The 25,898-nt window shown below is 43.1% G+C and carries 26 protein-coding genes and 2 pseudogenes; 21 read left to right on the top strand and 7 right to left on the bottom strand.

Features of this window, described 5'->3' with window-relative positions; all coding sequences use genetic code 11:
* The first annotated feature begins 22 nt into the window (after positions 1-22).
* The 4 genes and pseudogenes from NYE50_RS18075 (at position 23) to NYE50_RS18060 (ending at position 6,575) form a co-directional block, all read left to right on the top strand.
* Complete coding sequence (locus tag NYE50_RS18075; RefSeq protein WP_159354599.1) at positions 23-2,962, top strand: type 2 lanthipeptide synthetase LanM family protein; 2,940 nt, start codon at positions 23-25, stop codon at positions 2,960-2,962.
* The gene (locus NYE50_RS18070; protein ID WP_021495216.1) at positions 2,959-5,124 is read left to right on the top strand and encodes a peptidase domain-containing ABC transporter; all 2,166 of its coding nucleotides are present in this window, start codon (positions 2,959-2,961) and stop codon (positions 5,122-5,124) included. Before NYE50_RS18075 ends, NYE50_RS18070 begins: the two co-directional genes overlap by 4 nt.
* A 23-nt stretch (positions 5,125-5,147) precedes the next feature.
* The gene (locus tag NYE50_RS18065) at positions 5,148-5,318 is read left to right on the top strand and encodes a hypothetical protein (RefSeq protein WP_155238646.1); all 171 of its coding nucleotides are present in this window, start codon (positions 5,148-5,150) and stop codon (positions 5,316-5,318) included.
* Positions 5,319-5,634: 316 nt separating this feature from the next.
* Positions 5,635-6,575 (top strand): annotated as a pseudogene (locus NYE50_RS18060) (IS3 family transposase).
* Positions 6,576-6,634: 59 nt separating this feature from the next.
* Here the strand turns inward: NYE50_RS18060 and NYE50_RS18055 are convergent.
* The gene (locus NYE50_RS18055; protein ID WP_159354598.1) at positions 6,635-7,096 is read right to left on the bottom strand and encodes a GNAT family N-acetyltransferase; all 462 of its coding nucleotides are present in this window, start codon (positions 7,094-7,096) and stop codon (positions 6,635-6,637) included.
* Positions 7,097-7,227: 131 nt separating this feature from the next.
* On the opposite strand from NYE50_RS18055, the gene NYE50_RS18050 reads away from it, so the two are divergent.
* The gene (locus tag NYE50_RS18050) at positions 7,228-9,006 is read left to right on the top strand and encodes a zinc ribbon domain-containing protein (RefSeq protein ID WP_159354597.1); all 1,779 of its coding nucleotides are present in this window, start codon (positions 7,228-7,230) and stop codon (positions 9,004-9,006) included.
* 41 nt (positions 9,007-9,047) lie between these two features.
* On the opposite strand, the gene NYE50_RS18045 is transcribed toward NYE50_RS18050, so the two are convergent.
* A complete protein-coding gene (locus tag NYE50_RS18045) occupies positions 9,048-9,758 on the bottom strand; it encodes a hypothetical protein (RefSeq protein WP_060562556.1) in 711 nt (236 codons plus the stop codon).
* 435 nt (positions 9,759-10,193) lie between these two features.
* Here NYE50_RS18045 and NYE50_RS18040 point away from each other — a divergent pair, with 435 nt between their 5' ends.
* Positions 10,194-10,826 (top strand): NAAT family transporter, encoded by a 633-nt coding sequence (locus NYE50_RS18040; RefSeq protein WP_159354596.1) that lies wholly within the window; start codon positions 10,194-10,196, stop codon positions 10,824-10,826.
* Between the two features lie 20 nt (positions 10,827-10,846).
* Here the strand turns inward: NYE50_RS18040 and NYE50_RS18035 are convergent, their stop codons facing one another.
* Entirely contained in the window at positions 10,847-11,404 is a 558-nt protein-coding gene (locus NYE50_RS18035) for a GbsR/MarR family transcriptional regulator (protein ID WP_159354595.1), read from the bottom strand.
* Between the two features lie 260 nt (positions 11,405-11,664).
* On the opposite strand from NYE50_RS18035, the gene opuCA reads away from it, so the two are divergent.
* The 4 genes from opuCA to opuCD are packed head-to-tail and all read left to right on the top strand — an operon-like array spanning position 11,665 to position 15,101.
* Entirely contained in the window at positions 11,665-12,804 is a 1,140-nt protein-coding gene (opuCA, locus tag NYE50_RS18030) for an osmoprotectant ABC transporter ATP-binding protein OpuCA (protein ID WP_003151651.1), read from the top strand.
* Between the two features lie 20 nt (positions 12,805-12,824).
* Entirely contained in the window at positions 12,825-13,478 is a 654-nt protein-coding gene (locus NYE50_RS18025; RefSeq protein ID WP_003151654.1) for an ABC transporter permease, read from the top strand.
* A 37-nt stretch (positions 13,479-13,515) separates the two neighbouring features.
* On the top strand, positions 13,516-14,409 hold the full coding sequence (gene opuCC, locus NYE50_RS18020) for an osmoprotectant ABC transporter substrate-binding lipoprotein OpuCC (protein ID WP_159354722.1): 894 nt from the start codon (positions 13,516-13,518) through the stop codon (positions 14,407-14,409).
* Between the two features lie 17 nt (positions 14,410-14,426).
* Entirely contained in the window at positions 14,427-15,101 is a 675-nt protein-coding gene (gene opuCD, locus NYE50_RS18015) for a glycine betaine/carnitine/choline/choline sulfate ABC transporter permease OpuCD (protein ID WP_159354594.1), read from the top strand.
* A 33-nt stretch (positions 15,102-15,134) separates the two neighbouring features.
* Here the strand turns inward: opuCD and NYE50_RS18010 are convergent, their stop codons facing one another.
* On the bottom strand, positions 15,135-15,668 hold the full coding sequence (locus tag NYE50_RS18010) for a GbsR/MarR family transcriptional regulator (RefSeq protein WP_003151660.1): 534 nt from the start codon (positions 15,666-15,668) through the stop codon (positions 15,135-15,137).
* Between the two features lie 285 nt (positions 15,669-15,953).
* Here NYE50_RS18010 and NYE50_RS18005 point away from each other — a divergent pair, with 285 nt between their 5' ends.
* The 9 genes and pseudogenes from NYE50_RS18005 to NYE50_RS17965 all read left to right on the top strand — a co-directional run bounded on the left by NYE50_RS18005 (position 15,954) and on the right by NYE50_RS17965 (position 23,799).
* Positions 15,954-17,099: a betaine/proline/choline family ABC transporter ATP-binding protein gene (locus tag NYE50_RS18005; RefSeq protein ID WP_014418902.1), complete on the top strand. Its 1,146-nt coding sequence runs from the start codon at positions 15,954-15,956 to the stop codon at positions 17,097-17,099.
* A 16-nt stretch (positions 17,100-17,115) separates the two neighbouring features.
* Entirely contained in the window at positions 17,116-17,769 is a 654-nt protein-coding gene (locus NYE50_RS18000) for an ABC transporter permease (RefSeq protein WP_053285146.1), read from the top strand.
* Positions 17,770-17,783: 14 nt separating this feature from the next.
* Positions 17,784-18,701 carry an osmoprotectant ABC transporter substrate-binding protein gene (locus NYE50_RS17995; RefSeq protein WP_159354593.1) on the top strand — a complete coding sequence of 306 codons (918 nt, stop codon included), beginning with the start codon at positions 17,784-17,786 and terminating at the stop codon, positions 18,699-18,701.
* Positions 18,702-18,719: 18 nt separating this feature from the next.
* Positions 18,720-19,397 (top strand): ABC transporter permease, encoded by a 678-nt coding sequence (locus NYE50_RS17990; RefSeq protein WP_159354592.1) that lies wholly within the window; start codon positions 18,720-18,722, stop codon positions 19,395-19,397.
* 110 nt (positions 19,398-19,507) lie between these two features.
* Positions 19,508-20,220, top strand: a pseudogene (locus NYE50_RS17985) (lantibiotic protection ABC transporter ATP-binding protein).
* Positions 20,217-20,951 carry a lantibiotic immunity ABC transporter MutE/EpiE family permease subunit gene (locus NYE50_RS17980; RefSeq protein ID WP_159354591.1) on the top strand — a complete coding sequence of 245 codons (735 nt, stop codon included), beginning with the start codon at positions 20,217-20,219 and terminating at the stop codon, positions 20,949-20,951. The pseudogene NYE50_RS17985 and the gene NYE50_RS17980 overlap by 4 nt, the downstream one beginning before the upstream one ends.
* Positions 20,948-21,721 (top strand): lantibiotic immunity ABC transporter MutG family permease subunit, encoded by a 774-nt coding sequence (locus NYE50_RS17975; RefSeq protein ID WP_224988016.1) that lies wholly within the window; start codon positions 20,948-20,950, stop codon positions 21,719-21,721. The genes NYE50_RS17980 and NYE50_RS17975 overlap by 4 nt, the downstream gene beginning before the upstream one ends.
* Before the next feature lie 21 nt (positions 21,722-21,742).
* Complete coding sequence (locus tag NYE50_RS17970; protein WP_016937907.1) at positions 21,743-22,405, top strand: response regulator transcription factor; 663 nt, start codon at positions 21,743-21,745, stop codon at positions 22,403-22,405.
* Positions 22,396-23,799: a sensor histidine kinase gene (locus NYE50_RS17965; protein WP_060964251.1), complete on the top strand. Its 1,404-nt coding sequence runs from the start codon at positions 22,396-22,398 to the stop codon at positions 23,797-23,799. Before NYE50_RS17970 ends, NYE50_RS17965 begins: the two co-directional genes overlap by 10 nt.
* Positions 23,800-23,883: 84 nt before the next feature.
* Here NYE50_RS17965 and NYE50_RS17960 read toward each other — a convergent pair whose 3' ends face one another.
* From NYE50_RS17960 to NYE50_RS17950, 3 genes are all read right to left on the bottom strand, one after another.
* A complete protein-coding gene (locus NYE50_RS17960; RefSeq protein ID WP_016937909.1) occupies positions 23,884-24,201 on the bottom strand; it encodes a winged helix-turn-helix transcriptional regulator in 318 nt (105 codons plus the stop codon).
* A gap of 80 nt (positions 24,202-24,281) precedes the next feature.
* Complete coding sequence (locus tag NYE50_RS17955; RefSeq protein ID WP_016937910.1) at positions 24,282-24,713, bottom strand: helix-turn-helix domain-containing protein; 432 nt, start codon at positions 24,711-24,713, stop codon at positions 24,282-24,284.
* 24 nt (positions 24,714-24,737) lie between these two features.
* Positions 24,738-25,148, bottom strand: a complete 411-nt coding sequence (locus NYE50_RS17950; protein WP_016937911.1) for a helix-turn-helix domain-containing protein — start codon at positions 25,146-25,148, stop codon at positions 24,738-24,740.
* 195 nt (positions 25,149-25,343) lie between these two features.
* Between NYE50_RS17950 and NYE50_RS17945 the strand changes: the two genes are divergently transcribed.
* Both NYE50_RS17945 and secG read left to right on the top strand, forming a co-directional pair.
* Positions 25,344-25,529, top strand: a complete 186-nt coding sequence (locus NYE50_RS17945; RefSeq protein WP_087920807.1) for a helix-turn-helix domain-containing protein — start codon at positions 25,344-25,346, stop codon at positions 25,527-25,529.
* A gap of 123 nt (positions 25,530-25,652) precedes the next feature.
* A complete protein-coding gene (gene secG, locus NYE50_RS17940; protein WP_003151681.1) occupies positions 25,653-25,883 on the top strand; it encodes a preprotein translocase subunit SecG in 231 nt (76 codons plus the stop codon).
* Positions 25,884-25,898 lie beyond the last annotated feature (15 nt).

Genomic DNA, 25,898 nt, shown 5'->3' with positions numbered 1-25,898 from the left:
AAATCTTTTGGAGAGGTTATAAATGGATATTAGCTATGAAAACAATAATTTCATCAGAGATGCTGTAATTAATTTCAGTTCGCCGACAAACGAAGTAGAAAAATTAAGAATAAAAAACAAAGATTACTTTGGCAACTTTTATACATTCTTTTTAGATTTTTATCAACAAAAATTAGTTAATACTTTAGAAAACGCAAGTAAGGAAAATAATTTAAAACTTAACAAACATAAAATTATAAGTAGTGCGTTAGAGGCTTTTAGCCAGGAATTAATTCAGTTATGTATAAGAACTTTAATCGTTGATATTAATGAAAGAAAAGAAAATGGTTTATTAGAAGGAAAAGATTCAAGGTTACGCTATAAGAATTATAATAATTTAATTTTTAAGAGTGAATATGTGGCTGGAATTTTGAATAAGTATCCTGTTTTAACCTATTTAATTTCTAGTAGAATATCAAATAAAATCTTGTACTTGAAAGAAGTTCTAGAGAATTTAAGAAAAAATCGTCAAGACATTTATAGAGAACTAAAAATTGAATTTGATGAAGTCTCCAATATTTATTTTAGCAGCGGAGACACTCATAATGGAGGGAAAAATGTCTTAATAATTGAAACAAACCAAGGGAAAATTGTATATAAGCCGCATAGTTTATCTCCTGATATCTTATTTAATAGTATAGTTGACTATGTTAATAATTCAGATAAAATTCTAAAAAAAATTTATAAAATTAGAACACTTAATTATAAAGACTATGGCTATCAAGAGTTTATTGATTATAAAGAATGTGAGACTTCCGAAAAACTGAACTTCTATTTTTATAGAGTAGGTGTAAGTTTATCTATTTTTCACATTATAGGATGCGATGATTTGCATCATGAAAACTTAATTGCACATGGCGAATATCCTGTTGTTATTGACTTGGAGACTCTGATAAAAAATAATTCTATGTATAAACCAAGAAATAATAATTTAATTGATAATTTTCATGAGGATATTAATTACTCAGTTCTTGGCACTATGCTTCTCCCATTAAATTTACAAACTTCTATATTTGATTTTGACCTTGGCGGAATATCAAATGATGAAAATCAAACATCAGAAATATGGAAATCGTATATTATAGATTTCGAAGGAACTGATGAAATTCAGTTAACTAAAAAATCAGTAATAATGAACAGTACTCAAAACAGAGCTGCATATAATGGGAAAGCCGCAGACCCTAAAGATTATATTGAAGAAATATTAAAAGGTTTTACAGATTGTTATAATTTTGTTTTAGAAAATAAAAGTGGTTTTTATGATTTGGTAAAAACAGTAGGAAGCAGCAACCTGGAAGTAAGGCAAGTTTTAAGAGCTACCAGTATATATGCAAGGTTTTTAGAAGCTTCCACTCATCCAAATTATTTATCTAGTTTTGAGGAAAGAAAGGAATTATTTAAAAAAATAAATATTGCGGAAGGAGTAACAGATAAATTTAGCAAGAAGAATTTAAATGAGTTGGAATCTTTAATGTGTAATGATGTTCCGTATTTTTCAACAATGTATAATTCTTTGGATTTGATTTGTAATAAAAGTACAAGTATAGTAAATTTTTTTAGAGAGTGTTTACTTGATGTTGTATTAAACAAAATTAAAAGTATAAGTAAAACAAGTTTAAAAAAACAGCAATATTATATTCGAATGTCACTTACTACAACTATAAAAGACAGTTGGAAAAGAACAAACAAACACAATAAGAAATATCGTCCTAAATTATTTGGAAATAATAATAAAAATTATTTAGAGTGCGCAACAGAAATAGGAGACTTATTTTTAGAAACAGCAATATGGAATAATGATAGAAGCAAATGTACTTGGGTAACACCTATAATATCTGAGAATAATAAAGTAAAATTGGGTCCATTGAACTTTGACTTATATGAAGGTGGAGGAGTAATATTATTCTTAGCTTTACTTGGAAAAGAAACTGGTAATAAAGAGTACTTTGATTTAGCCTTTGCAGGAATGAGAGGTATTGAAGAACTTTTTTTGAGTGATGATAAGATGGATGGCCGGTTATCATTATTTACAGGGATAGGTTCCTTAGCCTATATATATTACCACCTATACACTTATACAAATGATTATAAATACTATGAAAAATTTAAAAAATATATTAATAAAATAAATGAAATGAATATTTCAGGAGATATACCATTGGATATTGTAGGGGGAGTATCTAGTCTTATTGTTTTTTTATTAAACCTATATAAGGAAACTAAATTAGATATTTTAAACTCCGTGTGTTGTAAACTAGGTAATACTTTATATCAATGCTTAGAAAAGAATGGTAAATATAATTATCTAACAGGACTTTCACATGGATATTCTGGTTTTACGTTGGCTCTTTGTTATCTGGGTCACATTACTAAAGACGAAAAATACACAACTTTAGGAAAAGAGTTATTGAAAAGAGAAAATAAGTTTTTTGATTTGAATACCTCTAATTGGAAGGATTTAAGAGAAGGAGAGGGGAACTCTGATCCAGTATATTGGTGTCATGGTGCGGGAGGTATAGCTCTATCAAGAGCTTTTTTAAAAAATCTGTTAAAGAACAAAGAGAACGTAGTTGATAAAGAAGTTGATAAAGATTTAAATTGCGCTATAAGCAAGCTCCTTTCCGATGGATTTAAAAAAACAACTGATCATAGCTTATGTCATGGTATTTTTGGTAATATAGATATATTATTGAAATTAAGTGAACTTCTCAATGATATTGATCTTCAGGAAGTAGCATTTAAAGAAGCTCAAAATGCAATTAATTATATTAGAAATAAAGGTTTTATTCCAGGTTTACAGGATCATTTTGATTTAAATACATTTATGCTGGGACTTGGAGGCGTAGGCTACAGCTTATTAAGGTTACACAATCCTGTCAATCCTTCATTGTTAGCAATGGAAGTAAGGAGTTACAATGAATGATAGTGAAGAAAAAAAAGAGAGTACCTATTGTAAAACAATTGCAACAAACTGAATGTGGACTTTGCTGTTGTGCTATGTTGATCCGTTTTTATAACAGTAACGAAACTCTTTTTGAGTTAAGGTCATTTTTGGAGGCTGGAAGAGACGGACTTACTATTAAGCAGTTAAAAAACTTATTAGTTCATAAAGGATTTAAGGCGGATATATATAAATCCACTATTCTAGGGTTAAAAAAAATTAATGTTCCTTTTATTGCATATTGGAATAATGAACATTTTATAGTCGTTGAAAAAATAAAGGAAAATTATTATTATATTATAGATCCGGCTAATGGACGAAGAAAATTAACAGAAGAAGAGTTTAAGAAAGGTTTCTCGTCCTATATTTTATACGCAGTTCCTTCAGAAAGTTTCACTCCCAATAAACGAAAAGATAAGAATGTATGGTTTGGTGTATTAAAAAATATTACAAACTATAAATTGTTATTTTCTATTATAGTATTTTTATCTCTAATAAGTTATTTATTGACGTTGTATGTACCTATTTTGGTACAGAAGCTTATAGATACAAGTATTGAGTATAATAATTTAAATTCAATAAGTAATATTGTTTGGATAACATTTTTAATATCAATATTGTATGGAATGTTTGTTTTGTTTAGAGGGCTCAAAATGATAAGCCTCAATATATTCCTTAGTAAAAATCTTGTTGTTGATACATTTGCTCATCTTCTAAAACTTCCTTTTAAATTCTTTGATCTTAGATCACCTGGTGACTTGTTATTTAGGTTAAATAGCATGAATGGATTCAGAGAGCTTTTATCAACTCAACTAATTTCTGGCCTAATTGATTTAGGAGCGGTAGTTTTTATTTTAGCGTATATGTTCTTTAAATCTATACCATTAACCTTGATAACAATATTAATATTTGCAATTAACACTATATTCATGTTTTTGACTAGACCTGCTGTCGCGCAGGCCATCGATGATGAAGTAGCTGAGCAAAGTAAATCTCAAGCCATTCAAATCGAGTCTATTTTTTCTATCGCAGCCATTAAAATTTCGGGAATGGAAAATGAAATTTTCTCAACTTGGAATAACAGTTTTAATGAAGTAATAAAGCGATTCAAAAAAAGATCCATTTTACAAAATGTAGTTAATACAGTAACTCAGGTTTTTCAAACAATTGCTCCCTTGGTTATTTTAATATTAGAACTGCTATTATTTTTTGATAATAAATTTACAATGGGAGAGGTTATCGCATATCATTCTTTATCTGTTACTTTTTTTGGATTAACAACTGCTTTATTTGGTACTTATACTCAGTTTATCTTAGCTACTTCTTACTTAGAAAGAGTTAAAGATATTACAGAGACTGAATGTGAAAAAAATATTGAAAATGCAGTAAACCTTAAATTAAGAGGAAATGTAAAGCTTGAAAACGTCTCTTTTTCTTATACTAAACATTCTCCAAAGGTGCTTAAGAATATTTCTTTGGAAATAAGAGAAGGGCAGAAAATTGCTATAGTAGGTTCATCTGGTTCTGGTAAAAGTACACTTAGTAAGTTAATAATGGGGCTTTATGATCCGACTGAAGGACAAATTTGTTTTGATAGTATCCCTCTTGAAAAATTAGATAGAAAACAGTTATACAAACAAATGGGAATTGTACCCCAGGATATTACCTTGTTTAATAGTTCTATACTGAAAAATATCACATTGAATAATAAAAATATTAGTATAGAAAAAGTGAGAAAAGTAGCGAAAGCAGCACAAATAGATAAAGAAATTGAAAGTATGCCAATGAAATATAATACACCTATTTCAGAAATGGGTATGAATTTATCAGGTGGCCAGCGACAAAGGATTGTACTAGCCAGAGCACTTTTAAATGACCCTAAAATTTTAATTTTAGATGAGGCTACAAGTTCATTAGATTTGGTGAATGAAACATTGATTTCTAAATATTTAAGTGAAATGGGATGCACAAGAGTGGTTATCGCGCATAGATTGTCAACAATTATGGATTCGGATTTTATAATTGTCCTAGATAAAGGTGAAGTGGTGGAGGTTGGTAAACATGAAGAACTGATTGCTTTAGAAGGGGTATATAGTAATCTATATCGTTCACAAACGAAAAAACAAAAAACATATTCATCATAATCACTATTAAGGAGTTGTTTGATTTGAAAAACTATAAAGGAGATGGAGCGGTATTTCTAGTAATAGGTTTTTGTTTAGGTCTTTTTTTAGGAGTTGTTTTTGATATTTTACCGTATGGTCTTTCCATAGGAATATTGATTGGATCGTTAATTGACCTTTATTTTTATGCTAGATACAAAAATAATAATAAATAAGTATAATTATATCTTAAACATCAAGATCAATGAGGAGATTTTATTCCTTTGGGCAGCAACTGAGAAATTTGTGTTAAACTTTAAAATTATTTTAATGAATTTAAAATTAGAATGGTATAAAGAACATAAGAGTTTTATGGATTATTAAGTTTTAATCTATTACTTGATGTTCCTACCAACAAAAGATTGCAACTTTATGTCTTTAGAAAAAACAAAGGGACTGACCTATAAGATGAGCCAAAAAAAAAAACACTTTCAAGTTTGAAAACGGATGACTGTTATCCGGTATTAGACTTGGAGGTGTTTTTTCTATGGAATAAGAGTAAGTGATCCGGTTGAAGTCAAACAGAAGGTGTAGACATGAGATTGGCAGGCGTGCCGATGAAAGAGATGATGCAGAAATTAAATATTAAGAATACACGGACGTGCAGACTTGGATTAGATAGCATAAAGCTGGGGATATACATTCGAACAGCCTGTTGAAAAGCAATATACTTACGGAAATGGTCTGGGGTTTACTTCCGAACCAGAGACTGCAAGCAGAGAATCGTTATTTGCGACAGCCGAATGAAGTGTTAAAAGAGTACAACGAATTAGAAAGGAAGTTAATAGCCAAACTTCAGTCGGACTTGTAGAAGGTTTTGCAGATATCTGTGATCTTTTAGGTATCTCACGAGCGTCTTATTGTCTCTGAAAGAAAAATGTGAAGAAGAATCAGTGCAAAGGGCATTTGGAAAAACACATTGGCGCATTATGCCGAAAGCATGGGTATCGATAGGGCTATTGGATCATCACTTCCCTAATAAAAAAGGAAATGCGTGTTAACCATAAAACGTTTCAGCGTATCATTCAGAAAAATCAGTAGCAGTACCGGATTAAGGATGCAAGAAAAATGAGCATATTTATGCCGTAGCTGATAATATGGAACTTTCATCCTAATCTCCCTCTTGAAAAAATAGTAACAGACTTCCCGGATTTTCCTTATAGTCAGAATAATTGTATCTGTTCGCGATATTGGAAGTATACAATGGAGAAGTGAATGCTTTTACGATTGGAGATAAACAGGACACACACTTGATCAGCTGCCAATTCTGCCTGAGAGCTGCGTGTTGCATAGTGTCAGAAAAGCTGTTAAAACAAAACCACGCCCGTCATCGTAGAATGCACTGTCAACGATTACATTTATAATAACAATATTCGTATTCAAACGAACTAAACAGCCAATCATTGATAGACGAGCGGCAATTGGCTGTTTAAAAGTGTTTTTATCCCTGTCTCGAAAACGGGGTTTAATCGCATCATTGGCAGTTCTTTTATTAAAGGTCCAAATAAAGCCTTATCATATCCCGGCATTGAATGCCGTTTTCAAAAATGTCTTCATCATAATGTCTGATAAAAAAATCATGGTCGACAGCCTGAATGCGGAATCCGCATTTTTGATAGAGTGACAGCTGATGAATACTGGAATTTCCGGTGCCGATTTCAATCGTGTCAGCTCCCGATTGTCTCGCTTTTTCAATGGCATCCCGCACCAGCTGTTTTCCGAATCCCTTGTTCTGCAGCGATTCTTTTACCGCGATGTTTACGATTTCTATCGTTTTAGGCCTTGTTTGCAATAAAACGTAGACCCCTGCAAGCTCGTCTGACGTCCAAGCCGTATAGCATTCTCCTCTTACAAGATAATCATCGACAATCTCTTTCGACGGATCGGCCAGCAGCAATAGTTCATACAGCGCTTCATCCGGCTCCGCGGCTTTTCGGATGCTCAGTTTTTGCATGTCCGTTTCTCCTCCTCCGTTATGATCGACAGCTATTTTTCAAAATAACTCCAAAATCATTCTACTTTATTATAAAATATGAAACATAGGAAAAGTTATACAAGTTTTGCAGATTGAATAGGAGGAAAGTCATGTTTTTTTGTAAGTATTGCGGCCAGCAGAACAACGAAGAGGCGCATTTCTGTAAAGAATGCGGAAAACCGATCGGGAAAGGAAGCCGGCTGGAGCGGCAGGCGGCTGAATCCGCATCACAGCCGAGAAAGCCGATCCCTAAAAAAACGCTCTTCCTATGGGGAGGCATTGCCGCAGCGCTGATCTTATTGATTGCCGCATATAAAACCGGAGCCTGGCTGACATCTGAAAAAAGGCTCACAGATCAATTCGAACAGGCGGTTCATGACGGGGACACGAAAAAGCTCGCAGCCCTGCTCACTCCTTCAGACAAAAAACTGAAGCTGAATGAGACCAATGTCAAACCGCTCCTTGCATACGCAAAGAAACACGATGAACTGCTGGCATCGCTTCGCGGCAATTCATCAGAAAAAGATGCGGTATACGTCAAAAAAGAGGGAAAAACCCTTCTTTTGTTTGACCATTACGAACTGAAAGTCGATCCGGTTTATTTCCGCGTCACAAGCAATTATAAAGGCGCCGATCTTTATATCAACAGCGAGAAAACAGGTACGGTCAAAAAAGCCGATGAAACCCAAATCTTCGGCCCGTATGCACCCGGTGTCTACACGGCGGAAGCCAAGCTTAAAAATGAGACGGTTGACGTTGTCAAAAAGCAAGAGGCAGAGGCGGCCGGCAGCCGGAATGTTGAGTTTGACCTGCCGTTAGACGCCGAGGATGTGACATTCACTCCGGCAGACAGCTTCAAAAGCGCGAAAGGCGATCTGCTGATAAACGGCAAGTCCGTCCATAAAGATCCGTTTACATCCGTTACATACGGTCCGCTCTTAACTGACGGTTCCATGACAGCCGCCGTGGAGGCTGATTTTCCTTGGGGGAAAATGAAAACTGCCGATGTTCCGATCAACAGTACTGATGTGGACTTAACGCTTATCCCGGATCAAGATACACAACAAACAATCATGGACACGATTGTCAAAACAACGAAGCAGTATACAAAAGCGATGGCAGACGGAAATACCGATCAGATGACCGAGGCTGGTTCCGCCTGGAAAGAGCAGACGAAAGAAGTGGTATCCGGCATGAAGAGTTCCGGCACCTTTTTGAAGGATCAGTATAAAGAGACAAGCTTTGATCTGGATTCATTTGCGATTTCTCAAGAGAACGGCCGCTGGCAAGTAACTGTTACGGGTAAAGAGCTTCATGAGTCTGCTTATTTCGACGGGAATACGAAGCCTGATATGGAAGAGGCTGAGCCGAGCTTTCATTATGTACTCTCATATGATACAAAACATAAAAAATGGGTTTTCGAAAAAGCTGACCCTGCCTCAGATTCTTCCGGGACAAATGTAAAAAAAATAAAAAATGACCAGCCGAAAACCTATACATCCGCATGGGCATCATCCAAAGGAAATACAGCTTCAGGCAGCGTGACAAACGAGCAAGTCACATCGTTTATGACTGATTACCTGACAAATCAATCAAGCGCCGTCAGCCTTAACAATTTTGCCATCATGGCGGGCAATTTAGAAGAGGGGAGCCCTTTGTATGCTGATCAGCAGAAACTGGTCAAAAAACTGCACAGCGAGGGGACGACCGAAGTATTTAATGAAGTGAATGTCAAAAGCTTTTCACAGAAAGGCTCCCATTTGACGATTCACACGTACGAGGAGTTTTATATTACGAAAGCCGGCGGCAGTCCGAAGCTCAGAACATACAATTGGACGTATGGCGGCGTTGTTAAAGACGGAAGAATTTATTTAACATCCATTCAATAAAAAAAACCCCCGCACCAATCAGGCGGCGGGGGTTTCCGTTTTTAAAAGAAGAAATAATTCATGAGTTCTTTTATATAATGCTTGATCGTGAATTGAAACGTTACGCAAATGATCAAATAGATGACGATAACAGAATAAATGATATCCGCCTTAGTAGTGAGCTGATGCTGATAGCTCGCCAGCATGAGCGGAGGCACGGCAAATGCCGCTCCTAAAAGACCGACAGCCAGAATGGTGAAGCAAACGGTTGTATGAAGCAGCATAAAAATGAGGGCAAGAAGCAAAATAGCTGTAAACGGAATCAAAAAGGCCCCGAATCTGGACAGCGAATCTTTAAATGACACCTGCGCGCCGCCGGCCTTCAAAGCGATAAAAATCAAGAGATACAGGCAAAAAACGCATAATGCAAAGGTAAGCGCCGGTTTGACCACAATCGCGGTAAAACTGACGTCACGAAAGCCGTCTGTTAAGAGAATATAAAACATAATCGGCGTCACCAGGCAGAAAAGCACCATGTTGATGATGCTGCTGACAAGCTGTTCGCCGCCTGTCGTTTTACATGTTTGGTACGGTCTCTTTAACACATCAAGCACGAATAAGGCAAATTGCTTTGAAGCCTGCTTAGCCGCAGCGCCGGCCTGAGCGGCCTGGCCTTGCGTTTGGCCTGCGCCTCCCTGCCCGGGCTGGGGCGCACCGCACTTTTCACAAAACTTTCCGCCATCAGTATGATGGCCGCATTGAGAACAATACATTCTAAAACTCCTTTTACAAGTAATATAGGGATTTTGTTCAATATTTACATTATAAAAGAAAATAGGGCGGATGTAACGGAGTTTTCTAAAGATATACAAATCACTTTCTCTATGAATTGATAATAGAGAAAAAGTACCCATTATGGTAGAATTTTAATGGAGCTGATAGATATCATGTCTCTCGGCGCATTGATTCAGAGTGAAAAAGGAAATTAACGCATGCTAAAAAAATTGAAAATGCTTTATCGGCTGTTGAAATTCGGAAAAGGCTTATGGAGATAGCAAACAAAAAAAACCGTCCTTAGGACGGTTTTTTTCTGTTTCCGGACCGTCCGGCTGAGGTTATAAAAAGCAGACCCCGGGGTAAAAACCATGCATAAGAAACAGCGGAGAACAAAACATAACTCAATAACCGCAAGCCATAAGGAGGTACGCATGTTTTCATTCATCATTCATGTCTTCATTTCACTGTTTGCAGTCTCCAATCCCATCGGAAACGTGCCGATTTTTCTTTCACTGACGGAAGGGTACTCGGAGAAAGAACGGACAGCGATCGCGCGCAAGGCTTCCGTGCTGTCGTTTATCATCTTGGCGGCTTTTTTAATCTTCGGCCATCTGATCTTTAAACTGTTTGACATTAACATTCATGCCTTACGTATTGCGGGCGGCATTTTTATTTTCGGCATCGCTTATAATCTTCTGAACGCGAAGAAATCTCATGTACAGTCTCTCCATCATGAAGAGAAAGGGGAGAACAAGGAGAAAGCCGATATATCCGTGACGCCTTTGTCGATTCCGATTATCGCCGGTCCCGGTACGATCGCGACGGTGATGAGTCTGTCGGCCGGCCATGGCGGCATCATCCATTACATCAGCGTGCTTATCGGCATTGCGGCCGTCATCGCGATGACGTTTATCTTCTTTCACTATTCATCTTTCATCAGCAATAAGCTCGGGAAAACCGAAATGAACGTCATTACCCGACTGATGGGGCTGATTTTGGCGGTGGTGGCGATCGGCATGATCGGCGCCGGTCTGAAAGGCATGTTCCCGATATTGGTTTCCTGACTTAAAAAAGCAGCGCCCGGTTATCTTCGGGTGCTGCTTTTTTCTATTTTCGGCACATGCTGAAACACTTCTTCACTCTCAAAAAATTCTATCAAACGGCTCAGCCAGTCATAATAATGGAGCCAATCCTTCAGTTCATCCAAAAGCTGGCGGGCTTTTTCTTCAATATCGGGACTGAGATTTTCCGATTCCAGAAGCTCAGTCAGCTCGCGGTTCAGCTTTTTATAGAGCATTTTGTTTTTGCTGACCGCCTTTGTCCAATTTGCCGTAAATAGGGAGATAAACGTCTGGTAATAATCACGCTCGACGTCGTAAAGGTCTTTCCGAACGCCTTTTTCAAACACTTTTTCAGCCAGATTGGCATCGGTCATTTCGCGGACCACCTGGCTCATCCTCGTTTTGCTCATCCCGGTCGCCTCTGACAGCTCATTTAACGTCATCGGCTTGCGGTTCATATAAATAATACCGAGCACACGTCCAAGTGTGGCCGGCATTCCGAATGTATGCATATTCTCGGCGATTCTCTCAATGAGATGCTCTTCAGCATGCCCGATGATATCAAGAGCGTTTTTTTCCACGGCTGATCATCCCTTCACTGGCTTTTCATGCTGACAATATATCATATTTTTTACAGTTGATGAAAAAGATGATGCGGCAGGATATGCGAGCTATCGGGAGCGATTGTAAGAACATCCGCATTGTCAGCGGGATAACATGAAAAAATACGTATATTGTATATAATTTCAACACATTGTAAACTTTTTATTTTACAAATTTCATCTTATAATAAAGATTATACTTTTCAGAAAAATAACGGAACCCTTCGGAGGTGCACGGATTGCTGAGATTAGAAAATGTATCGAAAGTCTATAAAGGCGGAAAAAAAGCTGTCAACAGCATTGATTTAAATATCGAAAAAGGCGAGTTTATTTGTTTTATCGGGCCGAGCGGCTGCGGAAAAACGACGACGATGAAAATGATTAACAGACTGATTGAGCCGTCATCCGGAAAGATTTTTATCGATGGCGAAAACATTATGGAGCAGGACCCGGTGGAGCTGAGACGGAAAATCGGCTACGTCATTCAGCAGATCGGACTTTTCCCTCATATGACCATTCAGCAGAACATTTCCCTCGTGCCGAAACTGCTGAAATGGCCGGAACAAAAGCGGAAGGAACGGGCGCGGGAGCTTTTGAAGCTCGTCGATATGGGCCCGGAATATTTAGACCGCTATCCTCACGAGCTGAGCGGCGGACAGCAGCAGAGAATCGGCGTGCTGCGCGCCCTTGCAGCGGAACCGCCTCTTATTCTCATGGATGAACCGTTCGGAGCGCTTGATCCGATTACGCGGGATTCCCTTCAAGAAGAATTCAAAAAACTGCAAAGAACATTGAATAAAACGATTGTGTTTGTAACACACGATATGGATGAAGCTATTAAGCTGGCTGACCGGATCGTCATTTTAAAAGCGGGAGAGATCGTTCAGGCCGGCACTCCTGATGACATTCTCCGGAATCCGGCTAATGAGTTTGTCGAAGAATTTATCGGCAAAGAACGGTTATTGCAATCAAGACCGGATATTGAACGCGTCGAGCAGATGATGAACAAAAAGCCTGTCACCGTTACGGCGGACAAAACGCTTTCGCAGGCGATACAGGTGATGCGGGAACACCGTGTCGATTCCCTGCTTGTCGTTGATGACCTGAATGTGCTGCAAGGATATGTGGATGTCGAAATCATTGATCAGAACCGGAAAAAAGCGAGTCTCGTCGGCGACGTGCTCCGCTCTGATCTGTATACGGTCGAGCAGGGGACACTGCTGCGTGATACCGTACGCAAAATTTTAAAGCGCGGAATGAAATATGTACCCGTCGTTGATGAACAAAGGCATTTAGTCGGAATTGTCACGAGAGCGAGCCTTGTCGACATCGTTTACGATTCAATCTGGGGCGAGGAAGACCAGCTGGTGACAGGCTGACAAGGGGAGGAACGCTTACAATGAATGAAATGATCAAGTTTTTGCAGACGAACGGCGGAGAACTGTTATATAAAACGTGGGAGCATTTATACATTTCGATCATCGCCGTCATATTAGGCATTGTCGTCGCCGTTCCGCTCGGAGTGGCGCTGACGAGAATGAAAAAGGGCGCAGGCGCCGTCATCGGCGCCGTCAATATTGTGCAGACCTTGCCGAGTCTCGCGATACTGGCGTTTTTTATCCCGCTGTTAGGCGTGGGAAAGGTGCCCGCGATCGTCGCGCTGTTTTTCTATTCGGTGCTGCCGATTCTCCGAAACACGTATACCGGCATTCAAGGCGTAAACAAAAATCTGCTGGAATCGGGAAAAGGCATCGGGATGACGGTCTGGGAGCAGATCAGGCTTGTGGAACTGCCGCTTGCGGTTCCGGTGATCATGGCGGGCATCCGCACATCCACCATTTATCTGATCGGCTGGGCGACGCTTGCTTCTTTTATCGGGGGCGGCGGGCTCGGAGACTATATTTTTATCGGCCTGAACCTCTATCAGCCTGAATATATTATCGGCGGCGCCGTGCCTGTCACCATTTTAGCCATTATCATTGATTATCTGCTAGCGGCGACGGAACGGAAGGTGACGCCGAAAGGGCTGAAAGGACTGAAGGAAGTATCATAAGGAGTTGGCTGTTTTGAAAAGAAACCTAAAGAGATGGATGTGCGCGCTGGCGCTGTCGGCTGCTCTGCTTGTAGGCGGCTGTTCCCTTCCCGGGCTGAGCGGGGCTTCCGATGATACGATTAAAATCGGGGCGCAAAGCATGACGGAATCAGAAATTATCGCCAATATGCTCGCACAGATGATTGAGCACAATACAGATTTGAATACGGCATTAATTAAAAACCTCGGATCAAACTATGTCCAGCAGCAGGCGATGCTCGGCGGTGAAATCGATATCGCCGCGACGCGCTACTCGGGAACTGACTTAACGAGCACCCTCGGCATGGAAGCGGAAAAAGATCCGAAAAAAGCATTATCCATCGTGCAGAAAGAATTTGAGAAACGCTTCCATTACAAATGGTTTGATTCCTACGGATTTGAAAACACATACGCTTTTACCGTCACGAAAGAGCTTGCGGAAAAAGACCATTTAGACAAAGTATCAGATATTAAGAAGTATGCGGATCAATTTAAGCTCGGTGTAGACAATGCGTGGCTGAAACGAAAAGGCGACGGCTATAAGGGCTTCACTGACACGTATGGCTATGAATTCGGCACAACCTATCCGATGCAGATCGGACTTGTATACGATGCCGTGAAAAACGGGAAAATGGATGCCGTCCTCGCTTATTCAACGGACGGACGGATCAAAGCATACGATCTGAAAATTTTAAAAGACGACAAGCAGTTTTTCCCGCCGTATGACTGTTCCCCGGTCATCCCCGACAGCGTGCTGAAACAGCATCCGGAACTGAAAGGCATTGTAAATAAACTGATCGGCAAAATGGATACGGAAACGATGCAGGAATTGAATTACGAGGTGGACGGCAAGCTGAAAGAACCGTCCGTCGTCGCTAAAGAATTTTTGGAGAAACATCATTATTTTGAATAAGAAATGAGGTGGGGCAAATGGAAGTGCTGCAGCAGCTCGGCACTTATTATTCTCAAAACGGCGCCTATGTGCTTCAGGAGTTTTACCGCCATTTTCTCATGTCGGTATACGGCGTTTTATTTGCGGCGATCGTTGGGATTCCGCTCGGCATCTTCATTGCCAGATACAGAACATTAAGCGGCTGGGTATTCGCGGTGACAAACGTGATTCAGACCGTGCCGGCGCTTGCGATGCTCGCGGTGCTGATGCTCGTCATGGGGCTCGGCGCCAATACGGTGATTTTGTCGCTGTTTTTATATTCGCTTCTTCCGATCATCCGGAATACGTACACGGGAATCGCCAGCATTGAACACGCTTATCTTGAATCGGGAAAAGCGATGGGCATGACCAAATTTCAAGTGCTCCGCATGGTGGAATTGCCGCTTGCGCTCGCCGTCATCATGGCGGGGCTGCGGACGGCGCTCGTCATCGCAATCGGCATTACGGCAATCGGCACGTTTGTCGGCGCAGGCGGCCTCGGTGACATTATTGTCAGAGGCTCAAACGCCACGAACGGAACCGCGATTATTTTAGCCGGCGCCATCCCGACAGCGCTGATGGCCGTTATCGCAGATCTTGTGATGGCGTGGCTGGAGCGGGCGCTGAGTCCGGTGAGAAAGAAAAAACGAACCAAAGCGCCGAATGCGGCATGAAAAAAACGCCTTGCGGGTCAGGGCGTTTTTTTCTTATGGCTTCGGAACATGCTTGAAAATTTCTTCGCTTTCAAAAAACTCGATCAGACGGCTGATCCAGTTGTAGTAATCAAGCCAATCCTTTAATTCTTTCAGCAGTTCGTTGATTTTTTCCTCAGCTTCTTCCGGCACGCCGTTTTCAAGGACGGCCGTCAGTTCGCGGTTCAGCTTTTTATGCATCATTTTATTTTTGCTGACGACCTTGCTCCATGTGGCTGTAAACAGCGTAATAAAGGTTTGGTAATAATCCTGCTCGACGTCGTATAAATCTTTGCGGACGCCTTTTTCAAACACTTTTTCCGCCAGATTGACGTCAAGCATTTCACGGACCGCCTGGCTCATTCTCGTTTTGCTCATGCCGGTCGCTTCTGATAATTCAGTTAATGTCATCGGCTTGCGGTTCATATAAATAATGCCTAAAATGCGCCCCACCGTCGCCGGCATTCCGAATGTATGCATATTTTCAGCGATTCGTTCTATCAAATGATCTTCAGCTTGTTCGATTACGTGTAACGGATCTTTCTCCAACAGTTTCAATCCTTTCAGTCAGCAATTCCGATGTCAATATACCACATTTTTAAACCGGCGGAAATGCTCTTCCGAGAGAATTTGGCAGTAATCCGGAGCAATAAGAAGAACTTTGCCGGTCAATACGGGTAAATCAGTGCTTACACAACCTTTATATATAATATGGACAAATTGTAAACTTTTTAATTTACAAAGTTTAATTTATAATGGGAAACGTTCAATTGTCTGAAAAGTTAAATTTGAATTTAACGATTTGAATAAACTTAATCATGGAGGTGTGAGTGTTTGCTGACATTAGAAAATGTCTCGAAAATGTATAAAGGCGGGAAAAAAGCCGTCAACAGCATCAACCTGAATATCGCCAAAGGCGAATTTATTTGTTTTATCGGACCGAGCGGCTGCGGCAAAACGACGACGATGAAAATGATCAACCGCTTAATTGAACCGACAGAAGGCAGAATCCTGATAGAAGGCCGAAACATTATGGAACAAGACCCGGTGGAACTCAGAAGAAGCATAGGCTATGTCATCCAGCAGATCGGGCTGTTTCCGCATATGACCATTCAGCAGAACATTACGCTCGTTCCGAAGCTTTTAAAGCATCCTGCCGAAAAACGGAAGGAACGGGCGCGGGAGCTTTTAAAGCTCGTTGATATGGGGCCTGAATATTTAGACCGTTACCCTCATGAACTGAGCGGAGGACAGCAGCAGCGAATAGGTGTATTACGGGCACTTGCCGCAGAGCCGCCGCTCATCTTAATGGATGAACCGTTCGGGGCGCTTGACCCGATTACGAGAGATTCCCTTCAGGAAGAATTTAAAAAACTGCAAAAAACCTTACATAAAACCATCGTATTTGTTACCCATGATATGGATGAAGCCATCAAGCTTGCGGACAGAATCGTCATTCTGAAAGCGGGAGAAATCGTCCAGGCCGGAACGCCTGATGAGATTCTCAGATTTCCGGCGAATGAATTTGTTGAGGAGTTTATCGGCAAGGAACGGCTGATCCAATCATCCAGCCCTGATATTGAACGGGTGGAGCAGATCATGAATCCCGATCCCGTGACGGTAACACCTGAGAAAACACTGTCAGCCGCCATTCAGCTGATGCGTGCCGAGCGGGTGGATTCGCTGCTTGTCATTGATGAAAAGAACGTTCTCCAAGGTTATGTCGATGTGGAGATGATTGACCGCAAACGAAGACAGGCGGTAACCGTCGCGGAAGTGCTTGAACGGGATCTGTACACGGTCAGAAGCGGCACTCTGCTCCGCGACGCCGTCCATAAAATTTTAAAAAGAGGCATGAAATTTGTGCCGGTCCTTGATGAAGCCGGCCGATTAACGGGAATCGTGACAAGGGCAAGCCTCGTTGACATCGTCTATGACTCCATCTGGGGAGAAGAGAATCAGCTCGCGGTGATGTCATGAGGAGGCTTCAATTGATATGAATCAGACCGTGCAATTTTTACAGGCAAATGGAGGAGAGATGCTTTATAAAACATGGGAGCATCTGTACATCTCATTAATCGCCGTCATGGCGGGCATTCTCGCCGCCGTTCCGCTCGGCGTCCTGCTGACGAGGATGAAAAGAGGAGCCGGCGCCGTCATCGGCATCGTCAACATCATTCAAACCTTGCCGAGCCTTGCCATTCTTGCGTTTTTTATTCCGCTTTTAGGCGTAGGAAAGGTCCCGGCCGTTGCGGCGCTGTTTTTCTATTCCATGCTGCCGATTCTCAGAAACACGTATACGGGGATTCTCGGCGTCAATCGGCATCTTCTGGAATCGGGAAAAGGAATCGGCATGACGGCATGGGAGCAGATCAGGCTTGTAGAGCTCCCGCTTGCCGCTCCGGTCATCATGGCGGGCATCAGAACGTCTTCGATTTATTTAATCGGCTGGGCGACGCTCGCCTCCTTTATCGGCGGAGGCGGGCTGGGAGATTACATTTTTATCGGCTTGAACCTTTATCAGCCGGAGTATATTATCGCAGGCGCCGTTCCGGTCACAGTGCTGGCGGCCGCCGTCGATTACATGCTGGGGATGACAGAACGGAAAGTCACGCCTGACGGGCTGAAGAGCATAAAGGATGCTACATAAGGAGGAGGTCTCTCATGGGGAATAGATGCAAAAAACGGCTGCTCGCAATCGCCTGTATCGGCATGCTGCTCCTTGGCGGATGCTCGCTCCCGGGATTGAGCGCCGCATCGGAGGATACCATTAAAATCGGCGCGCAAAGCATGACCGAATCAGAAATTATCGCGAGCATGCTCGGACAGATGATCGAACATCACAGCGGGTTGAAAACATCCGTTATTAAAAATCTCGGTTCCAACGCCGTACAGCAGCAATCCTTGATCAACGGTGATATTGATATCGCCGCTACGCGCTATACAGGTGACGCGCTGACCGGGACGCTTCGCATGGACCCGGAAAAAGACCCGGACAAAGCGCTGCGGCTCGTTCAGCGTGAATTTCAAAGCAGATATGACATGAAATGGTTTGATTCTTACGGCTTTGATAATACATACGTCTTTACCGTTTCCGGACAGCTTGCCCGCAAGTACCATTTAGAATCGGTATCCGATGTCAAAAAAGAAGCGTCTCATCTGAAATTCGGCGTAGATAACTACTGGATGAAGCTGAGAGGCAACGGATATCAGGATTTTATGAACACATACGGAATGTCATTTGAAGGCACGTATCCGATGCAGATCGGCCTCGTTTACGACGCGCTGAAAAGCAGAAAGATGGATATCGCGCTCGCTTATTCCACCGACGGAAGAATCATTGCTTACGGACTGAAAACACTGAAGGATGATAAGCGGTTCTTTCCTCCGTACGACTGTTCACCCGTCGTTCCGAAACGTGTATTAAACGAGCATCCTGAGCTGGAAGGCGTGATCAATCAAATGATCGGCGCGATTGATACAAAGATGATGCAGAAAATGAATTACGAAGTCGACGGCCAATTAAAAGAGCCTTCCGTCGTGGCAAAGGAATTTTTAGAAAAGCATCATTACTTTGAATAACGGAAAGGAGATATGCGGATGGACACGCTGAAAGAGCTGTTTACGTATTACGCTCAAAACGGCAGCTATGTTCTGTATGAGTGCTGGCGGCATTTTCTCATGTCGGCGTACGGCGTCGTTTTCGCCGCCGTTTTCGCCATTCCGGCCGGCATTGTGACAGCGAGGCACGGGCGTCTTTCAAGCTGGGTGTTTGCTGTGGCGAACGTGATTCAAACCGTTCCGGCGCTTGCGATGCTCGCCGTCCTGATGCTTGTCATGGGACTTGGCGCCAATACGGTCATCACGGCTTTGTTTCTGTATTCACTGCTGCCGATTCTCAGGAATACGCACACGGGCATTATTAATATTGAGCACGCTTATCTTGAGTCGGGAAAAGCGATGGGCATGACGAAATATCAAGTGCTTCGCATGGTGGAGCTGCCGCTTGCGCTTTCCGTCATTATGGCGGGTCTTCGAACGGCGCTCGTCATTGCGATCGGCATCACGGCAATCGGCACCTTCGTCGGCGCAGGCGGCCTCGGCGATATGATCGTCAGAGGGTCGAACGCGACAAACGGAACCGCCATTATTCTGGCGGGCGCCATCCCGACCGCGCTGATGGCGGTGGCCGCAGACCTGCTGATGGCGTGGCTGGAACGAGCCCTCAGCCCTGTGAAAAAACAAAAAAGAAAGCTGATCGTACGCTCAGCCTCATAAAAAAAAGCATTCTTCCGCGTGAAGAATGCTTTTTTTGATTTCTTGATTAAATTTTGATAACTGCGCTGTAAAGTCTTACATATCAAATAACAAAGCAGAGGGGTAATCATATGAGCAACATCTTAGAAACGAGACAGCTGCAAAAATCATTCGGCAGACACCAGGCAGTGGCTGATGTGTCTCTATCGGTTAAGCGCAACAGTATATACGGCCTGCTCGGTCCGAACGGCGCCGGAAAATCAACGACTCTTAAAATATTGACCGGCATCTTGCAGCAAACATCCGGCGAGGTTTTTTCGACGGGCATCCATGGAAGCGCGAAGATTTGAAAAAGATCAGTTCCCTGATTGAAGCGCCGCCGCTTTACAGCAACCTGACAGCCGCTGAAAATCTGAAAGTCCGCTGCGTGATGCTCGGACTGCCTGATTCAAGAATTGCGGAAGTGCTGGAAATCACGGGATTAACGGGAACCGGAAAAAAGCGCGCCGGACAATTTTCCATGGGGATGAAACAGCGTCTCGGCATTGCGTTGGCATTAGTAAACCGTCCGTCGCTCTTAATTCTTGACGAGCCGACAAACGGATTGGACCCGATGGGGATTCAGGATTTGCGGGAATTTATCCGCTCCTTGCCCGGACAGGGAATGACGGTGATTTTATCAAGCCACCTGTTATCAGAAGTGGAGCAGATCGCAGACCATATCGGAATCATCAGTGACGGCGTTTTAGGATATCAGGGAGAAATCAGCCGGGAAGACGATCTGGAGCGGCTGTTTCTGGAGGTTGTCAAATCAACACGGGAGAAAGCGGGGACAGGAAAATGATTCAGTACATGCAGGCGGAACACCTTACATCTAAAAGAACATTTATCAGAAAGCTGATCATTCTGATTCCGCTTTTGAACACGGCTTTTTCTTTTCTGCTGAATCCGGTCTATTTTATGACGGGCACGTTCAATTGGTGGGCGGTTATTTTCATGCCGCTCATGATTGCTCTAATGTGCGGTTTATCTGTTAAAAAAGAGAAAAAATCTGCGAATGACCGCGCGGTGTACTCATTGCCGGCAGATTTAAAAAGCATATGGCTCTCAAAAATAAGCTTGATCGCGCTGTATTCACTCCTGTCGCAAATCGTCTTTTTCATCATCATGTTTTTACTTGGCCTTGTATTTCCGGGAATTGCTGCGCTGCAGCTGAAAGGCGTTGAAGCAGGCTCCCTTTTGTGGCTGACGACGCTTTGGGAAATCCCATTGTGCTTATGGATTGCCAGACCGTTCGGATTTACGGCAGTCATTCTCGCGAATATGATCGCCGCTTTTGTTTTGGGTATTGTGCCGGCGTCCCGTTCATTGTGGTGGCTGAGTCCATGGAGCTGGTCAGTCCGGGTGATGTCACCGATTCTTGGGATCCATCCGAACGGAATTCCGCTTCCCGCAGACAGCGGCTTATTAAACGGAAACGTGATCTTTCCGGCTATTATTCTTTCTATCCTTTCTTTTATCGCAATAAGTTTGATTTCCGCCGTGCCTTTTGCAAAAGGGGGAAACCGGTCATGACCGTGCTTTTACGATATATGTGGGCCGATGTATTAAAAATGAAGCGCACACCGCTCATATGGATGCATGTTGCGGCGCCGGCCGTATGCGCGGGATTTTTCCTGTTATATATGATGTATGGGAGGATTCAGGAGCCTTATGTGCTGTACAGCGTCTTCTTCAGCGCGATTGCCGTTTTATACCCTTTAATCATCAGTATTGTCTGCGGCATGTCTGCCTCAGTCGAGGAACAGGCGAATCATTTTCAGATGATGCTGGCGGTTCCGCATTCGAAAATCGTCAGTTTTGCGGGCAAGCTGCTTCTATTGCTGCTGTTGAATGTGTTATCGATAGGTCTTGCCATCTGTCTATATTTGGCGGGGATGAAATTTGTTCTTTACATCAATGACCTTCCGTACTTTCTCTTTTTAAAGGGAGGGGCGTGGCTGATTGCCGGCAGTATTCCGCTTTATATGATGTCTTTTTTTGTCGGCATAAAGTACGGCATGGGACCGTCCGGGCTTTTAGGGGGAGCGGGTTTATTAATGGCGGCGCTGATGAATACGGGATTGGGCGATGTCATCTGGCGTTTTTTCCCGTGGGCATGGAGCGTGCGGCTGTCGGGCCTTGCAGGACTGCTGCATTTTGACAAAGTCAAAAAAGAGTTCCTCCCTTATGTGAGATACGATATGAGATTCGGAGAAATAATGTTATATTTTTCTATAGTGATATTATGTCTGTCCGGCCTCCATTGGTGCAGAAGATGGGAAGGGCGGCGTTCATATGAATAAAGGCAAGGAGCGATTCGGCCGGTGGCAAACATTTTAGCGGTAGATGATGAAAAAGATATTCTCGTTCTGATCAGAAACATTTTACAGCGTGATCAGCATACAGTAACGATTCTGGAAAAAGCGGAAGATCAGTCATTGGATTTTTTTCAAGGCTATGATTTGATTCTTCTTGATGTCATGATGCCCGGAACCGACGGAATTGAACTCTGCCGGAGGATTCGGCCGCTGGTGGACAGCCCGATTCTGTTTTTAACGGCAAAGTCTGACGAAGAATCCATTGTGAAAGGCCTCATGACAGGCGCTGATGATTACATCACAAAGCCGTTCGGCGTACAGGAATTGATGGCAAGGGTAAACGCGCATGTCAGAAGGGAACAGCGGGAAAAGCGTCAGACAAAACGTCTGATATCAGGCTTCATGTTTGATTTTGACAATAAAGAAGTATGGTTTGATGACAGGAAACTGCCTCTTACGAAAAACGAATATAAAATCGTAGAATTTCTGGCACAGCATAAAAACAGAACATTCTCACGGGAGCAGATTTACGAGGAAGTGTACGGCTTAGACGGCGATGCGCTCTATTCAACCATTACAGAGTTTATCAGAACCATCCGGAAAAAATGTAAAGAACACGGGGCTGATCCGATCAAAACGGTGTGGGGTGTCGGGTACAAATGGGAATAGCAAAAGGAAAATCCAGCATCCGCAAAGAGCTTGTCAAATTTACCATCACGCTGTGTCTGAGCACGATGGGGGTGGCGGCATTATGCGTCGCCTTAAATGCCATTGCCCTGAATGCCGGAGCGATCCTGCCGGCAAATTACAGCGAGCATGAGGCGGAACAGATCAAGCCCCGCCTGAAATCGGCGGAAAAGATAACAGAAGACATGATCCCCGACGGTATGACATACGCCGTTTTTGATAAAAAAACAAAGCGGATGACGAAAGGAACGATGACGGAAAAAGACGCGGCCAACGCCAGAAAAAAGATCCAGCACCAGCCGTATTTTAATTATGCTCAAAAAGGTTTCATGGTGGTTGATCGGAAAAATGAATACGGCGTTCTTCAATATTCACTCAGGTCGGAATTTCAGTCGCCGCTGCTAAGGCGCTATCTGCCGAATTATGAATGGACGGGTCTTGCGGTTCTGATCACTTTGCTTCTTTTAACCGTGTTTATCGTGACGACGCGATTCGCCAATCAGCTGAGACGGCATTTCAGCACACTCAGCTCCATTACGGCAAGCATTCAAAAACAGAATTTAAATATCAATCCAAAAAGGCCGCGCATCAAGGAATTTGACGATGTCATTGACTCTCTGCTGAAAATGAAAGACGCGCTTCAGGCATCTCTGGCGGCGCAATGGGAGGCGGAGCGGATAAAGAAGGAACAGATCGGCGCGCTTGCGCATGATATTAAAATTCCGGCAACGATCATTAAAGGAAATGCCGAGCTGCTTCAGTTAACAGAACCAGATGAGGAGCAGACGGAATACACGCAGTATATCCTTGATGCCGGAAACAAAATCGAGCAATATGTCGGGCAGCTGATTCAGCTTTCTAAAGCGGAGGAGGCAGTTGCCGTTCATCTGGAGTATACCGATCTCAAAGAGTGGGCTCAAAACATATATCGTGACGCGGCGGCGCTTGCGGGGCCGAAACAGATTGACCTCGTCCTCAGTGAGCGGGGCATTGACCGAAAAGAAGCGCCGATTGATCAAGAACTGCTCCGCAGGGCGGTTATGAATATCGCGGCGAATGCCGTCGACTATACGCCGGAAAGAGGAGAAATCCGTGTGGACGTCCTATGCACCGATACCGCACTCAGTATTGCCGTATCCGACAGCGGAAGCGGGTTCTCGCAGGAAGCGCTGAAAAGGGCGACACAGCTTTTTTACACGGAGGATAAAAGCAGACATTCGGCGGGGCATCACGGCATGGGGCTTACATTCGCCCATCATGTCGTACATCTTCACCACGGCGAATTAATACTTGAAAATCAAGAGTCTGGAGGAGCCCGTGCGGAAATCCGAATTCCGCTGGAAGGTATCAGACAAAAACAAGCCCTGCAGGCATGAGGGCTTGTTTTCCTGTTTAAGAAAGGCAAAATGAAAAACGGCTGTCCGTTTGAGAGATCAGCCGCTTATGCGGAAAAGCGTTTATCAGGAAGGATCAATCCATGTTGAAGACCACTTGGAAATTTCCTCTAAAATAGGGGCTAATGCACAGCCTTTTTTCGTTAAAGAATACTCAATACGGACAGGCGTTTCGGGGATAACATCCCGTTTGATGACACCTTCTGTTTCAAGTTCTTTCAGACGTTCTGACAAGACTCTTCCGCTTAAATTCGGAAGCGCCGCTTCAATTTCGCTAAATCGCTGCTGTCCGTTCAATAACTGAAAGACGATTAGAGCCACCCAGCGTTTACTTAGGATGTCGACCGCTTTTTCGAATCTGGGGCACATTTCTGATTGGTTCATGCTTTTTCACCTCGTCTTCTGCTATTATACCGCAAAATCGGAGGGAACGTACGTCTGGCGCTTGTTAAGTTGAGGGAGGATCAAAAAGAGGATGAGGAATCCGGGGAGCGCTTTTTCGCTTCAGCCGCGATAAAATCAAAGTATTTGCTGACGCTTTCAATATCTTCCTTTGTGAAGTGCTGCCACTTTTTGCTGTCAAACAGCGGCAGATGCTCCGCGCCTCTGTCAACGGCGGTCTGATAGATGGCGCGGATGGATTGATAGCTTTCGGATGTTTCGCGGATTTCCTCCTGAAACGCCTTGATGTGTCCGGCCCGCGCCATTAACTCTTCGTACGGAATTTTTAATGTGTCCGCCAATTTCTTGATGGTCGCCGGTTTAGGAATGCCGCGGTGCCCGTTTTCAATTCTGGAAATGGTCGCCGAGCTGACGCCGGAATAGACGGCAAGCTGATTGACGGTAAGCTTCCGGGCGCGGCGCAGCTCTCTTAATTGCTTTCCGAATGTATTCAATAAGATCGCCTCACATGTGCAAAGTCATGAGTCTTCATTTTTTCTTTTTTTGGCTTCAGCTGACAAGAACGCAAAGTATTTATCAAGCAGAACCAAGTCTTCTTTCGACAGGTGCCGCCAGTTCTCCCGCTCCAAAAGTGATAAATCATCCAGCTCATACGTTTCGGCTTTTTCCAGCAAGGTGCACCCTGTGTCGTATGGGGCTCTCGTTTCCTGAACGGTCTCTATGTATCCCGCCGTCTGCATCAGTTCCTCATACGGGATTTTTAACGCATCTGCGAGCTTTTTAATGGTTGCAGGTTTCGGCACCCCGCGTTTGCCGTTTTCAATCCGCGAGATTCCCGCGGCGCTGACGCCTGAATACGTTGCCAGCTGGTTCACTGTCAGATGCCTTTTTTCCCGCAATGTCCGCAATTGTTTCCCAAAGCTTTCCACAGTCTCTCCCCCTCCCGCGGTCTATTTATATTCTAGTATGTTTATTGACTAAAGGGAATAGCCAGGCTGGAAAAGTATTGACAAAAGTTAACAAAAGCCGTATCTTATGTATAAGAAAGAAAGTATTTGACAGAACGGAAGGTGAAGAAAGTGGTCGAAAAGATACAGATCAGAAGAGATTATGTGCTGCAGTATATGGTCAATAATGACTACTCGTTAAACCAGCTCGCCCTGGAGATCGGAATATCTCCCGCCACACTGAGCCGTGTACTGAATGGAGAGCGGAGGCCGGGACAGCTGGTCATCGGAAAAATGCTCTATTACTTTGACATGAAATTTGAAGATCTTTTTTACTACGACTTCGTTGACAAAAGTCAATGATGATGGAAGATTCAAACGCATTTCCGTTTTTCTGACATGATGTGCACCGATACGGCGTGACATGCCTTTGTTTTTCATGTAAAATAGAAGCAATGTAGGCCAGTCAGTCTGGAGGTGTATGGGATGCACACATTATTGATTACCTTATTGGTTATCGTCAGTATTGCACTTATTATTGTCGTATTGCTTCAAACCAGCAAAAGCGCCGGTTTATCGGGTGCAATTTCAGGCGGGGCGGAGCAGCTTTTCGGAAAACAGAAAGCAAGGGGCCTTGATCTGATTCTTCACCGCACAACCGTTGTGCTGGCAGTCTTGTTTTTCGTGTTGACGATTTCGCTGGCGTATATCGTATAAGGCAATGTTTGTATA

The organism is Bacillus sp. EU55, from assembly GCF_038005925.1.
Classification (GTDB): domain Bacteria; phylum Bacillota; class Bacilli; order Bacillales; family Bacillaceae; genus Bacillus; species Bacillus velezensis.
The sequence above is the reverse complement of the archived record's forward strand: the minus strand, read 5'-3'. Positions and strand labels throughout refer to the sequence as shown.

Coding starts and splice junctions, on each gene's coding strand:
- NYE50_RS17975 (WP_224988016.1), top strand. CDS start 20,948: ATGACCGTGCTTTTACGATATATGTGGGCCGATGTATTAAAAATGAAG.
- NYE50_RS17945 (WP_087920807.1), top strand. CDS start 25,344: ATGGTCAATAATGACTACTCGTTAAACCAGCTCGCCCTGGAGATCGGA.
- NYE50_RS17980 (WP_159354591.1), top strand. CDS start 20,217: ATGATTCAGTACATGCAGGCGGAACACCTTACATCTAAAAGAACATTT.
- opuCC (WP_159354722.1), top strand. CDS start 13,516: ATGTGCGCGCTGGCGCTGTCGGCTGCTCTGCTTGTAGGCGGCTGTTCC.
- NYE50_RS18000 (WP_053285146.1), top strand. CDS start 17,116: ATGAATCAGACCGTGCAATTTTTACAGGCAAATGGAGGAGAGATGCTT.
- NYE50_RS18075 (WP_159354599.1), top strand. CDS start 23: ATGGATATTAGCTATGAAAACAATAATTTCATCAGAGATGCTGTAATT.
- NYE50_RS18025 (WP_003151654.1), top strand. CDS start 12,825: ATGAATGAAATGATCAAGTTTTTGCAGACGAACGGCGGAGAACTGTTA.
- NYE50_RS18070 (WP_021495216.1), top strand. CDS start 2,959: ATGATAGTGAAGAAAAAAAAGAGAGTACCTATTGTAAAACAATTGCAA.
- NYE50_RS18040 (WP_159354596.1), top strand. CDS start 10,194: ATGTTTTCATTCATCATTCATGTCTTCATTTCACTGTTTGCAGTCTCC.
- opuCD (WP_159354594.1), top strand. CDS start 14,427: ATGGAAGTGCTGCAGCAGCTCGGCACTTATTATTCTCAAAACGGCGCC.
- NYE50_RS17990 (WP_159354592.1), top strand. CDS start 18,720: ATGGACACGCTGAAAGAGCTGTTTACGTATTACGCTCAAAACGGCAGC.
- NYE50_RS18050 (WP_159354597.1), top strand. CDS start 7,228: ATGTTTTTTTGTAAGTATTGCGGCCAGCAGAACAACGAAGAGGCGCAT.
- NYE50_RS17965 (WP_060964251.1), top strand. CDS start 22,396: ATGGGAATAGCAAAAGGAAAATCCAGCATCCGCAAAGAGCTTGTCAAA.
- secG (WP_003151681.1), top strand. CDS start 25,653: ATGCACACATTATTGATTACCTTATTGGTTATCGTCAGTATTGCACTT.
- NYE50_RS17960 (WP_016937909.1), bottom strand. CDS start 24,201: ATGAACCAATCAGAAATGTGCCCCAGATTCGAAAAAGCGGTCGACATC.
- NYE50_RS17995 (WP_159354593.1), top strand. CDS start 17,784: ATGGGGAATAGATGCAAAAAACGGCTGCTCGCAATCGCCTGTATCGGC.
- NYE50_RS18045 (WP_060562556.1), bottom strand. CDS start 9,758: ATGTATTGTTCTCAATGCGGCCATCATACTGATGGCGGAAAGTTTTGT.
- NYE50_RS18055 (WP_159354598.1), bottom strand. CDS start 7,096: ATGCAAAAACTGAGCATCCGAAAAGCCGCGGAGCCGGATGAAGCGCTG.